The following is a 12,275-nucleotide window of genomic DNA, read 5'->3' as shown; positions in this document are numbered from 1 at the left end:
TTGGGCGACGCGGAGCAGCAGGCCCCAGTCATAGCCTCAAAGCATGAACCTTCCAGTCCTTGCCGGCACGCTTTCCACGGTGCTGTTTGCCGCAGGAATGCTGCCGATGCTGGCCAAAGCCGCCCGCACGCGTGACCTCGCCTCCTACAGCCTGGGGAACCTGGTCCTGAGCAATGTGGCGAACGTTGTGCACTCGGTTTACGTGTTCCACCTCCCGGCCGGACCAATCTGGGTCCTCCACTTCGCCTACGTCCTGGCCTCCGCCCTGATGCTTGCCTGGTGGCTGCGCTACAGGGAACCGGGCAGCCGGCGCGGAGCAACCGGGCCGGCGGGACAACAGGAAGATTCAGCCGCAGGCATCCCCGCCAGTGAAATAGGAGTAAAGCCATGAACAACAGCAACGTGACCGGCATGCTGGACACGATCATTATCGGCGGCGGCCAGGCCGGCCTCGCCCTGGGCCACCACCTGAAGAAGCAGCAACGGAACTTCCTCATCCTCGACGCGAACCGCCGCACCGGCGACGCCTGGCGCCAGCGCTGGGATTCGCTCCGGGTATTCACCCCCGCAAAGTATGACGGGCTGCCCGGCGAGCCGTTCCCGGCAGACCCGCTGTCCTTCCCCACCAAGGATGAACTGGCCGGATACCTGGAGGGCTACGCGGAACGGAACGCCCTGCCCGTGCTTCACGGCACCCGGGTGGAGCGCCTGTGGCGGGAGGATGGCCACTTCCTCGCAGCGTCCGGCGACGGCCGCCGCTGGGAGGCGCGCAATGCCGTCGTTGCCACCGGGGTCAGCCAGGCTCCCAAGGTTCCCGCCTTCGGTGCCGGGTTGGCACCTTCCACCGTCCAGTTCCACTCCAGTGACTACCGGAATCCCGGCCAACTGCAGGACGGCCCGGTCCTGGTGGTGGGGGTGGGAAATTCAGGAGCGGAGATCGCCCTCGAAGTTTGCAGGACGCACCCCACCACGATTGCGGGAAAGCCTGGGGGCGAACTGCCGGTGAAGCACGGCCGGGCAGCCGCCCGCTTCGTACTGCCGGTGGTGCGCTTCCTCGGCCTGCACGTCCTCAACCTCGACACGCCGGTGGGACGCAAGGCAGCACCGGCGTTCAAGGCACACGCTGCGCCCCTGATCAGGACCAAGACCAAGGACCTGGCCGCCGCCGGCGTCCGGCTGGTGCCACGGGTCACCGGCGTGGAAGACGGCAAGCCCGTCCTGGCGGACGGCACCCGGCTGGACGCCGCCAACGTCATCTGGTGCACCGGTTTCCGGGACGACTTCAGCTGGGTCGATCCGGACCTGCTCGAGGACGGTGCGCTGCCGCGGCAGCACCGCGGCGTGGCGCTTGATACGCCGGGATTGTTCTTCCTGGGGCAGGAATTTTTGTACGCGGCAGCATCCGCAACGCTTCCGGGAGGAAGCCGCGACGCGCGGTACCTGGCAGGGAAAATTCCCCAACTGGGTAGAATCGATGTTTTGCCTATGCACCAGTGAGGTCTATTTGTGTCGGTAGCGAGAACAGGGGCTGCAGCCAAGCCGCTGCCCGGAGGCAGTACCAGGGGCCGGAAACCAACTTTCCGGCCCGAGGTGCAGGGGCTCCGGGCGCTCGCCGTGCTGATGGTGGTTGCCTACCATGTGTGGCTGGGCCGGGTGTCCGGCGGTGTGGATATCTTCCTGCTGATCTCCGCCTTCCTGCTTACGCTGTCCTTCGTCCGGAAGACCGAAGCGGGGCGCCCGTTCGGACTCCTGGCGCACTGGCTGCACCTGTTCAAGCGGCTGTTGCCGGCCGCCGTCGTGGTGATCCTGGGCGTTCTCGCCGGAACCTGGCTGATCCTGCCGCAGAGCCGCTGGCCGCAGGTACTGGACCAGGCCTGGGCATCGCTGCTGTACAGGCAGAACTGGCTGCTCGCCGATACTGCAGTTGACTACTATGCCCAGGACCATGCCGGTGCCAGCCCCCTCCAGCACTTCTGGTCCCTCTCCATCCAGGGCCAGGTGTTCATCCTCTGGCCGCTGATCTTCGCCGGCGCCGCGGGGCTGCTGGCGCTCCTGCGCCGGGTGCCGGCCTGTGCCGGCCTGACCTACCGCGGCCTGCTGGCGGTGGTCTTCGGCGCCGTCTTTGCCTTTTCGCTCGCGTACTCGGTGGAGCAGACCGCCACCAACCAGGCGTATGCCTACTTCGACACCCGGGCCCGCCTCTGGGAGTTCGCCCTGGGGTCCCTGCTGGCCCTCGCGCTGCCGTACCTCAAACCCGCACGGGCGCTGCGGGTAGTGCTGGGCTGGGCCGGGCTGGCCGCCATGGTTTCGTGCGGCCTGCTGCTGACCGTGGACCGTTCCTTCCCCGGGTACGTCGCGCTGTGGCCCGAATTGGCGGGGGCCGCGATCATCATCGCCGGGCAGACCGGCAGCCGCTGCGGCGTGGACAGGATTCTCAGCAGCAAGCCGCTGGTGGCACTCGGTGACAACTCCTACGCTTTGTACCTGTGGCACTGGCCGGTCCTTGTCCTGGCGCTGGCCGCTACCGGGGTGGAGGCACCCAACCTGGTCCAGGGCCTGGCAATAGTCGGCGCCTCCGTGGTCCTGGCCGTCCTCACCACGCGCTTCGTGGAAAAGCCGTTGCGGGACTGGCACTGGCCCAAGCTGCGGGCCCGGCGCACCGCCGTCGTGATTGTCGCCTGCGGCGCCCTGCTGGCAGGTCCCGTGGCCATCTGGCAGACCACGCTCACCGCAGAGGAAAGCGCGACGGCGGCCCAGCCGAGGGAGCTCACGCCGGGGGCGGCCGCGCTCAGCCCGGAGAACGCCGCGGTACCCGCTGCCGGTGCCAGGATCATCCCGGGCCCCGCCGCACTGGACAACGACTGGGCAGGCATCCAGGCTCCGTGCGTCGATGCCAATGCCACCAGCAACCCCATTTTGGAGGGCTGCCGGCAGGCAGTCCCCGAAGGGGAAGTGACCAAGCGCATAGTGGTCCTGGGGGATTCGCACTCCCAGCAGTACCTGGGTGCCCTCGCCCCCATCGCGGCCGCGCGGGGCTGGGAACTGGTGACGCTGCTGATGCCTGCCTGCCGCTTCGGGGCCGAATCGGAAACCCGGAACGCCGAGTGCAACGCCTACAACCATGCCAGTGCCGCCTATGTCCTGGAACACCGGCCGGATGCGGTGTTCACCGTGGCATCGCTGACGCACGAGGAAGCACCGTTCGAGACAGAGGTGCCGGGATACCTGGACGGCGTCCGCCCGTTCGCCGACGCGGGCATCGAGATTGTCGGGATCCGGGACAACCCGCGGTTCACCTTCAACATGCCCGAGTGCGTCCAGCGCAACGGTGCGGAGGCCCACGAGTGCAGCGTTCCCGTGGAGGAGTCCCTGGCGGACCCTTCACCACTGGAGGGCTACCGGGGCAAGGTCAACGGCCTGCACCTGATGGACCTGAGCGACTTCATCTGCGCGCGCGGGATCTGCCCCGGGGTGGTGGGAAATGTATACGTCTATAAGGACGACAACCACCTCACCCGGACTTACGTGGAAACCATGATCCCCATGTTTGAGCAGCGCCTCCTCACCGCGACAGGCTGGAACTGATTCTTTCCCGTGATGCCCTGCCGTGTGCTGGGGCCGTGCGGTTGCTCACATCGGGCGGATGGAATAGGGGGATCGGCGCCGAGGTTCTAATATTTACTCAACACTTTCTGACCTCCGGACCGCCGCATCACGTAGTGGTCTGCACGATCTTCTGCACAGGCCAGTCCCGTAATGACGGGCTGGTCATCGGCTGCAACCCCTACCCGCACGCAACCAAGGTAAGAGGCGCACTCATGACCGAGCCCGAACACAACCCCTTTGGCTTCATCGGCCTGACCTACGACGACGTCCTGCTCCTTCCCGGCCACACCGAGGTCATCCCCTCTGAGGCGGACACCTCCTCCCGGATCTCCAAGCGGATCACCGTGCAGACACCTCTGCTCTCCGCCGCCATGGACACCGTGACGGAGTCCAGGATGGCCATCGCCATGGCCCGCCAGGGCGGCCTGGGCGTGGTGCACCGCAACCTGTCCATCGCCGACCAAGCGGACCAGGTGGACCGCGTCAAGCGCAGCGAATCGGGCATGATCACCAACCCGCTGACCATCCGCCCCGAGGCCACACTCCGCGAACTGGATGACCTGTGCGCCCAGTACCGCGTGTCCGGCCTGCCGGTCGTGGACGAGGACAACCGCCTGCTGGGCATCGTCACCAACCGCGACACCCGCTTTGTGCCGGAGTCCGACTTCCCGCTGCGGCTTGTCAGCGACGTGATGACCAAGATGCCGCTGGTCACCGGGCACGTGGGCATCAGCCGCGAAGAAGCCTCGCACAAGCTGGCCACCAACAAGATCGAAAAACTGCCGCTGGTGGATGAGCAGGGCCGGTTGAAGGGCCTGATCACCACCAAGGACTTCACGAAGGCAGAGCAGTACCCGCTGGCCACCAAGGATGACGAAGGCCGCCTCCGCGTGGGTGCAGCCATCGGCTTCTTCGGGGACGGCTGGGAGCGCGCCATGGCACTGGTGGATGCCGGCGTCGACGCCCTGTTCGTGGACACCGCCAACGGCCACTCGCAGGGCGTGCTGGACATGATCCGCCGCCTCAAGTCCGATCCTGTTGCAGCGCATGTGGACGTCATCGGCGGCCAGGCTGCCACCCGCGAAGGCGCCCAGGCCCTGATCGACGCCGGCGCCGACGGCATCAAGGTGGGCGTGGGGCCGGGCTCCATCTGCACCACCCGCGTGGTAGCCGGTGTGGGCGTCCCGCAGATCACCGCCATCTACGAATCCGCCAAGGCTGCCATCCCGGCCGGTGTTCCGCTGATCGCCGACGGCGGCCTCCAGTACTCCGGCGACATCGGCAAGGCCCTCGTTGCCGGCGCCGACACCGTGATGCTCGGCTCCCTCCTGGCCGGCTGCGATGAGTCCCCGGGCGAGCTGATCTTCGTCAACGGCAAGCAGTTCAAGTCCTACCGCGGCATGGGCTCCCTGGGCGCCATGCAGTCCCGGGGCAAGAACACGTCCTACTCCAAGGACCGCTACTTCCAGGCCGACGTTTCCGGCGATGACAAACTCATTCCCGAAGGCATCGAAGGCCGCGTGGCGTACCGCGGTCCACTGGCTTCCGTGGCGTACCAACTGGTGGGCGGCCTGCGCCAGACCATGTTCTACACCGGTGCGCCTACCGTCCCCGAGCTGAAGGCGCGCGGCAAGTTTGTCCGGATCACCCCGGCAGGCCTGAAGGAGTCGCACCCGCACGACATCCAGATGACCGTCGAGGCGCCGAACTACGGCTCCCGCTGATCATTTAGAAGGGATGGGCATTACTGCCCATCCCTTCTTTTTGAGCGATAAAGTACATTCGATGGATATACATGCGGCAATTGGGGGACGGTTTGGGCAGCGGTCACGCTCCTGCAGCGGGCCGCTGAGGACCTGATGCGGCAGGCCGATGAACAGCAGCCACCCGCTAATTGCCGCCACAGATCCCGAGAATGAGGAAGCCCTTGCAGACATCCTGGCGGAAATCCGTGAGCGGTAGGCCCAGGTCCGCGCCGGCATGGCGCCTGGCCGGAGCGGCAGCACTCCTAGCAATGGTGGCCTCCTGCGGCCAGCCTGGAAATGGAAAGAACCCGGACATCAGCCTCGAATCAGCCAAGACCAAAGTCATGTCCTCGGAACAGGAAATCCTGGGGCTGCTGCCCGGCGATGCGGTTTTGTCCACGTTCGCCCACGATACGTCCGGACTCATGCCCTGCACTGGTGGAGACCGGCGCAAGTGGACCGGGGACGCTGTTGCTGAAGTCGGGGCCGGTGTGGACCGCGAAGCCATCCTCGATGAGGTGGTCGAGCTGATGGAGGCCAAGGACGGCTGGACGGTGGATGACGGCAAAACCCCCGGCGGAGCCCGGCGCATCGACCTTCTGCACAGCGACGGCACTCACCTGTTCGTGTTCTTCGTGGGCGGCCCTGAATCGCTGCGGGTCGAGGGCTACAGTGCCTGCTTCGACTTCCCGGACTACGAGTACGGCGAGGAGTACTGACACCCGCCTTACCCGGGGCACGGCACTAGGCTGATTCCATGCCCCCATCACGCCACCCGGCGGAACTGGCCCCGAAGCGGGAACCCTCGCGACGGCTGGCCCTTCGCCCGTACGCCCGCGCCGTTGCCCAGGTCCTGAGGGTCAGTTTCCGTGCCTCCCCGGGCGCTGTGGTCATGAAGGTGCTCGGCTCGCTGATCTCGGCGGTGCTCCCGCTAATCACCACCTACTTCGCAGCGCTCACCACAACTGCTCTGGCCGCGGCTTATTCGGGCGATGCCGGAGCCGGGCAGTTGGCGGTTGTCTATGTCATCATCACCGCGGCCCTGGGGCTTTTCTGGGGTGCGTTCAACAGCGTGGACCGCTACATCCAGCAGCTGATGAGCTTCAAAGTGGGCGCCATCGTGGGCGACCAGATGTACGAGCGGTTCCTCGCCCTCGAGTTCTGGCGCTACGACGACAAAGAAACCGTTGACCTGTACGACCGGGCCAAGAGGTTCTCCGACTCCTACGCCCGGGTACTGGATCGGATCGCTGCCATCTTCACCCAGCTCGTCTCGGTCATCCTTGCTATCGGGGCACTGCTGCTGGTCAGCTGGTGGATCGCCGTGATTGTCCTGGTGGCCATCGTGCCCAGCGTGTACCTGCAGTTCAAGCTGTCCAGGGAGCAGATCGCGCACTGGAACACGCAGGTGGACTCACGCCGGCAGCGCCGGATGATCGAGCAGAACCTGCTCAGGCCGCAGCACATTGCCGAGATGCGTCTCTACGGAATCGTCGGCTTCCTCATGGACCTCCGGTCCCGCCTGCGCGACGCTGACGAGCGCCGCCGCCTCGATTTCCAGCGCCGGTACATCCCGAAGCAGCTCGCCGCGGACGCCCTCCAGTACGGCGCGGAGGTTGTCTCGCTGATCTGGGTGGTGGGGCAGATCATCGCCCGGGCGCAACCTGTGGGCCAGTTCCTCTACGTCCAGCAGATTGTCAGCCGGGCGCTGTCCACGGCCAACAACCTGGTCTCCTCCCTCAGCTCTATTGACGAGGACCTGGCCAACCTCAAGGACTACGAGCTGTTTATGGCGTTGCCCGTGCACTCGGAGCACGCCCCACCGCTGCTGGAATCCCCGGAAACGGTTGAGCTGAAGGACATCCGCTTCACCTACACGGGCAGCGACATCGAGGTGATCCGCGGCATCAGCATGACCATCCGCGAAGGCCAGCACATCGCCATTGTGGGGGAGAACGGCGCCGGGAAGTCCACGCTAATCCGCATCCTGGCAGGCCTTTACCGCCCGGACTCCGGGCAGGTAATGCTCGACGGCGTGGATCTGGCCGCCGTCGACGTCACCTCCTGGCACCGCCACCTCGCAGTGCTGAGCCAGGAGTTCCTCAAGTACGAGTTCGCCACGGCTGCGGAGAACATCTACTTCGGCGACGTCGAGTCGCCCCGGGACGACGACCGCATCAGCAGGGCCGCCAGCGATGCCGAGGCGCTGGATTTCATCACCAGGCTGCCCAACGGGCTGGACAACCACGTCAGCAACTGGATGGAGGACCCCCGCGGCCGCAAGGGCAGTGGACTTTCGGGCGGCCAGTGGCAGCGGCTGGCGATGGCCCGGAACTTCTACCGGGACGCCTCCTTTATGGTGATGGACGAGCCCACGTCGGCCATCGATGCCCTTGCCGAACACCGGATCTTCACCCGCCTCTTCGCGGACCGGAACAGCACCATCATCGCGATCAGCCATCGCCTGGCGACCATCGAAAAGGCAGACATCGTCTACATGCTGGAGGACGGCCGGATCGTGGAACAGGGCACGCACAACGAACTCGTGGCGCTGCGGGGCCGTTACTTCAGGATGTTCGAGTCGCAGCTGACCGTGGAGGAATCCGAAGGCGCCTGAGTCCGGAATTTTGTTTTAGCCGCGTTCCAGCCAGCTTCTGTAAAGCCGCTCCCGCTCGCGGTGGAGCTGCCGGGAGTAGAGCATGCCGGCGGCTATGGGCACTGGAAAGGCAGCCAGGAACGCCAGAATGGGCAGGACGTCAGGCGAGGTTCCCCTCGGTGTTGCGACCATCAGAGCCACCACGATCACCAGCATGGCAGCCACCATGCCGATCGCCGTTCCCGGGACAATCCTGATGTACTGCTCAGCACGGTTCACGTCATCAGCCGGGCGCGGAGCCGTCCGCGTGAAGCGCGGGCCGATGGCCGATACCCAGCCCACGCCTGAAATTCCCAATCCCAGGCCGGCCAGCACCAGGCCGTTCTCCGGGTTTTGATCCGTTGCCCACAGCACGGCGGCCTGCGCCGCACCAGGGAGGGCGAAGACCATTCCCATCCACCAAAACCAGAAGACGCGGGCCCGGCGGTGGGCGTAGCCCAGGGCAAGCTGCGGAAACCCCGCGGTGCTGGTTGCAGTCCCGTTGATGTCAGCCCCGTAAATTCTTGGCGCCATGGCGTTCCCCCAATATTGTTCAACAGTCCAAGCGGTTCTGCTGCCCAAACTACGTTATTCCGCAGGTCGCCAGGATGGGGACGTCTCCCCGGCTGTACCGGCGTCCACCACTGTGGTGCGGACCCTGGCGAGGCTGGGCCGCGGTGGGACACTACTGAAGCCGAAGTCCACTGCCGGCACGATGGGCGATAACGCCCCGGCATCGGCGCCGTCCCAGCTGACGACGGCGGAGCTGATACTGCGGAGGTCACTCACGCCGTAATACTCGTGCCGTCCGCTCCCCGCGGTTCCCGAGGTACGGGACCCGCTGCTGAGGACGGCGGCAACCGGGCTGATCGCCCGCACCCAGCGGGGGTGGACGGCGAGGGGCCGTGGCACGGCCCGCAGCGCGCATCCCAGGAGGGTCCTCCCGCCGAGCCGGGAGCGGACGGCCAGGGCGCCGGCGTCGACCGTCAGCAGATCCCGGGCCAAAGTGGTGTTTACGTCCAGAATCCGGACCTCGTCGAAGGCGTAGGTGTCGGAGATGAAGTCCGCCACCTCCTCGCTGGGCGCGAGCAACAGCCGGTGCCCGGAAGGCTCCTGCACCATAACGTCGGAGAAGGGACCAAACGGGGAGGAGTTCCAGATTCCCACCACTGCCCGCAGGCCCGATCCGGTGCCAATGCCGGCAATGTGGCCGTCGAAGATCCAGCGCGAACCCATCCAGCCACTGTAGCCAAAGACAACAGTGCGGCTGGGATAACCTAGAGCAGTGACTTACGAGATCGAGATCGGCCGTGGCAAGCGTGGGCGTCGTGCCTACTCCCTGGATGACATTGCAATTATCCCCAACCGTCGTACCCGCGACCCCAAGGACGTCTCCGTCTCGTGGCAGATCGACGCCTACCAGTTCGGCATGCCGGTGATCGCAGCCCCGATGGACTCGGCGATGTCCCCGGCAACAGCCATCGCCCTGGGCAAGCTTGGCGGCCTGGGTGTGCTGGACCTCGAAGGGCTCTGGACTCGGTACGAAGACCCGCAGCCCGTCCTCGACGAGATCGGCGCGCTTGAGGACGAGGTCAACAGCCCCGCCGTGACGGGCCGGATGCAGGAGCTGTATAAGGCGCCCATCCAGCCCGAACTGATCACCTCCCGCCTGGCCGAGATGCGCGCCGCCGGCGTCACGGTGGCCGGTTCCCTCACCCCGCAGCGCACCCAGGAGCACTACAAGACTGTCCTGGCTGCCGGCGTCGACATCTTTGTTATCCGCGGGACCACCGTGTCCGCCGAGCACGTGTCCAAGGACCACGAGCCGCTGAACCTCAAGCAGTTCATCTACGAGCTGGACGTCCCTGTCATCGTGGGCGGGGCAGCCGGCTACACCCCCGCACTGCACCTCATGCGCACCGGCGCGGCCGGCGTCCTGGTGGGCTTCGGCGGCGGCGCCACCACCACTACCCGTCGTGCCCTGGGCATCCACTCGCCCATGGCATCGGCCATCTCCGACGTCGCTGCGGCCCGCCGCGACTACATGGATGAGTCAGGCGGGCGTTACGTCCACGTTATTGCCGACGGCGGCATGGGCAGCTCGGGCGATATCGTCAAGGCCATCGCCATGGGCGCCGACGCCGTCATGCTCGGCCATGCGCTGGCGCGCGCCGAAGAGGCGCCAGGCAAGGGCTGGCACTGGGGCCAGGAAGCACACCACCTCGAATTGCCCCGCGGCGACCGCGTCAACGTCGGCACGGTGGGACCCTTGGAAGAGGTCCTGTTCGGCCCCGGCCACCACACCAACGGAACGTCCAACCTTATCGGCGCGCTCCGCCGCTCCATGGCTACCACCGGCTATTCGGACCTGAAGGAATTCCAGCGCGTCGACGTCGTGGTTTCCCCCTACTCAGGAAACTGACGCACGGGGCAGCAGCCCGTTCCCTGCCTGCCCTGCCCAAGCGCCCCGCGACGAAGTAGTGTGGTTCCACGACCGGGACTAGCGGCAGTGGAGGCGTTCAATGAAGAGTTTTCCTGATCACGGCGGAGCCTTGGGACCTGCAGCCAGGGAGGCTGCCATTGAGCGGCTGAGGGCGACGGCGGAGCCCGGCCGGGAGCTGGACATCCTCATTGTTGGCGGCGGCATCGTGGGCACCGGAACTGCCCTGGATGCCGTCACCCGGGGATTGGACGTGGGCATCGTTGAGGCCAGTGACTGGGCGGCCGGAACCTCCTCGCGATCCTCCAAGCTCATCCACGGCGGCCTGCGCTACCTGGAAATGCTCGACTTCGCGCTCGTCAAAGAGGCGCTGCAGGAGCGCGGGCTGCTGCTCTCCGAACTCGCGCCCCACCTGGCCCGGCCCGTGCCCTTCCTGTATCCGCTGACGAAACCCTTCTTCGAACGGCCCTACGTTGGCGCAGGAATTGCGTTATACGACGCGATGTCCGTTTCCAGCGGCCACAGCAGAGGAGTGCCATTCCACAAGCACCTCAGCAAACGGGGAACGCTGCGAGCGGCGCCAAGCCTGAAGGACGACGCCTTTGTGGGGTCTATCCGTTACTACGACGGCCAGGTGGATGATGCGAAATACTGCGCCAACCTCATCCGGACAGCCGCTTACTACGGTGCCCACGCGGTCAACCAGATGGCCGTGGTGGACTTCCTGCGCGAAGGCGAACGGGTGGTGGGCGCCAAAGTGGTCAACCATGAGGACGGGACACAGTTCAAGATCCGGGCCAAGCAGGTCATCAACGCCACCGGCGTCTGGACCGACGAAACCCAGGCCATGGTCACCGAGCGCGGCCAGCTGAAAGTCCGGGCATCCAAGGGAATCCACCTGGTGGTCCCGCGCGACCGTTTCCAGTCCACAGTGGGCCTGATCCTCCGGACCGAGAAGTCCGTGCTCTTTGTCATTCCCTGGGGCCGGCACTGGATCATCGGCACCACGGACACGGACTGGCACCTGGACAAAGCCCATCCGGCGGCGTCCAGCAAGGACATCGACTACATCCTGGAGCACGTCAACAAGGTCCTCAAGCGGCCACTGACCCGCGAAGACGTGGAAGGTGTCTACGCCGGCCTGCGCCCGCTGCTTGCAGGGGAAAACGACTCCACCGCCAAGCTGTCACGCGAGCATGTGGTGGCGCACCCGGTTCCCGGCCTGGTGGTAGTGGCGGGAGGAAAATGGACCACCTACCGCGTGATGGCCAAGGACGCCGTGGACGAGGCCACCCGGACCATGGACGAACGTGTCCCGCCCAGCTGCACGGAAACCATCCCGCTGCTGGGCGCGAGCGGCTTCAAGGCGGCCTGGAACCGGCGGAACCGCACCGCTGAGGAATCCGGCGTGCACGTGGCCCGGATCGAACATCTGCTCAACCGGTACGGTTCGCTGACCCCCGAAGTCCTGGCCATCATCAAGGAAAACCCGGACCTCGCTGAACCGATTCCCGGAGCCGATGACTACCTGCAGGCTGAAGCCGTCTATGCCGCCACCCACGAGGGCGCGCGCCACGTCAACGACGTCCTCACGCGGCGGACCCGAATTTCCATCGAGGCGTGGGACCGCGGTGTGTCAGCCGTTCCGGTAGTCGCTAAACTGATGGGTGACGTCCTTGGCTGGAGCGAGGCCCAACGCGAAAACGAGATCAGGCACTACATCGCACGCGTGGAGGCGGAACGCCTGAGCCAGCAACAGCCGGACGACGAATCCGCAGACGCCGCCCGACTGGGCGTGGAAGATATCGTGCCCTTGCGCTGAGGGGCCCGCGGCACCAGCTCCTCACTG

General features: G+C 66.0%; 10 protein-coding genes. 8 read left to right on the top strand and 2 right to left on the bottom strand.

What is annotated here, in order from left to right; translation table 11 throughout:
* Positions 1–43 precede the first annotated feature (43 nt).
* The 6 genes from QFZ36_RS05980 to QFZ36_RS05955 all read left to right on the top strand — a co-directional run bounded on the left by QFZ36_RS05980 (position 44) and on the right by QFZ36_RS05955 (position 7,968).
* The gene (locus tag QFZ36_RS05980) at positions 44–391 is read left to right on the top strand and encodes a hypothetical protein (RefSeq protein WP_306634705.1); all 348 of its coding nucleotides are present in this window, start codon (positions 44–46) and stop codon (positions 389–391) included.
* Positions 388–1,497: a flavin-containing monooxygenase gene (locus QFZ36_RS05975; protein ID WP_306634703.1), complete on the top strand. Its 1,110-nt coding sequence runs from the start codon at positions 388–390 to the stop codon at positions 1,495–1,497. Before QFZ36_RS05980 ends, QFZ36_RS05975 begins: the two co-directional genes overlap by 4 nt.
* 9 nt (positions 1,498–1,506) lie before the next feature.
* Complete coding sequence (locus QFZ36_RS05970; RefSeq protein ID WP_373427024.1) at positions 1,507–3,585, top strand: acyltransferase family protein; 2,079 nt, start codon at positions 1,507–1,509, stop codon at positions 3,583–3,585.
* A 233-nt stretch (positions 3,586–3,818) separates the two neighbouring features.
* The gene (guaB, locus tag QFZ36_RS05965) at positions 3,819–5,330 is read left to right on the top strand and encodes an IMP dehydrogenase (RefSeq protein ID WP_050054391.1); all 1,512 of its coding nucleotides are present in this window, start codon (positions 3,819–3,821) and stop codon (positions 5,328–5,330) included.
* Positions 5,331–5,557: 227 nt separating this feature from the next.
* Positions 5,558–6,070 carry a hypothetical protein gene (locus QFZ36_RS05960; RefSeq protein WP_306634702.1) on the top strand — a complete coding sequence of 171 codons (513 nt, stop codon included), beginning with the start codon at positions 5,558–5,560 and terminating at the stop codon, positions 6,068–6,070.
* Between the two features lie 38 nt (positions 6,071–6,108).
* The gene (locus QFZ36_RS05955; protein ID WP_306634701.1) at positions 6,109–7,968 is read left to right on the top strand and encodes an ABC transporter ATP-binding protein; all 1,860 of its coding nucleotides are present in this window, start codon (positions 6,109–6,111) and stop codon (positions 7,966–7,968) included.
* Between the two features lie 15 nt (positions 7,969–7,983).
* Here the strand turns inward: QFZ36_RS05955 and QFZ36_RS05950 are convergent, their stop codons facing one another.
* Positions 7,984–8,520: a hypothetical protein gene (locus QFZ36_RS05950; protein ID WP_306634700.1), complete on the bottom strand. Its 537-nt coding sequence runs from the start codon at positions 8,518–8,520 to the stop codon at positions 7,984–7,986.
* Positions 8,521–8,574: 54 nt separating this feature from the next.
* Positions 8,575–9,222, bottom strand: coding sequence for a hypothetical protein (locus QFZ36_RS05945; RefSeq protein WP_306634698.1), 648 nt, complete (start codon positions 9,220–9,222; stop codon positions 8,575–8,577).
* A gap of 49 nt (positions 9,223–9,271) precedes the next feature.
* Between QFZ36_RS05945 and QFZ36_RS05940 the strand changes: the two genes are divergently transcribed.
* Together QFZ36_RS05940 and QFZ36_RS05935 are read left to right on the top strand one after the other, a co-directional pair.
* A complete protein-coding gene (locus QFZ36_RS05940) occupies positions 9,272–10,408 on the top strand; it encodes a GuaB3 family IMP dehydrogenase-related protein (RefSeq protein WP_306634697.1) in 1,137 nt (378 codons plus the stop codon).
* Positions 10,409–10,508: 100 nt separating this feature from the next.
* A complete protein-coding gene (locus QFZ36_RS05935) occupies positions 10,509–12,248 on the top strand; it encodes a glycerol-3-phosphate dehydrogenase/oxidase (RefSeq protein WP_306634696.1) in 1,740 nt (579 codons plus the stop codon).
* The last annotated feature ends 27 nt before the right edge of the window (positions 12,249–12,275 follow it).

The sequence above is a fragment of the Pseudarthrobacter siccitolerans genome (assembly GCF_030823375.1).
Classification (GTDB): domain Bacteria; phylum Actinomycetota; class Actinomycetes; order Actinomycetales; family Micrococcaceae; genus Arthrobacter; species Arthrobacter siccitolerans_A.
This window is presented reverse-complemented; position numbering and strand designations above follow the sequence as displayed.

Excerpts from the sequence above, each read along its gene's own strand:
- QFZ36_RS05980 (WP_306634705.1), top strand. The coding sequence starts at position 44 with ATGAACCTTCCAGTCCTTGCCGGCACGCTTTCCACGGTGCTGTTTGCC.
- QFZ36_RS05945 (WP_306634698.1), bottom strand. The coding sequence starts at position 9,222 with ATGGGTTCGCGCTGGATCTTCGACGGCCACATTGCCGGCATTGGCACC.
- QFZ36_RS05950 (WP_306634700.1), bottom strand. The coding sequence starts at position 8,520 with ATGGCGCCAAGAATTTACGGGGCTGACATCAACGGGACTGCAACCAGC.
- QFZ36_RS05975 (WP_306634703.1), top strand. The coding sequence starts at position 388 with ATGAACAACAGCAACGTGACCGGCATGCTGGACACGATCATTATCGGC.
- QFZ36_RS05935 (WP_306634696.1), top strand. The coding sequence starts at position 10,509 with ATGAAGAGTTTTCCTGATCACGGCGGAGCCTTGGGACCTGCAGCCAGG.
- QFZ36_RS05955 (WP_306634701.1), top strand. The coding sequence starts at position 6,109 with ATGCCCCCATCACGCCACCCGGCGGAACTGGCCCCGAAGCGGGAACCC.
- guaB (WP_050054391.1), top strand. The coding sequence starts at position 3,819 with ATGACCGAGCCCGAACACAACCCCTTTGGCTTCATCGGCCTGACCTAC.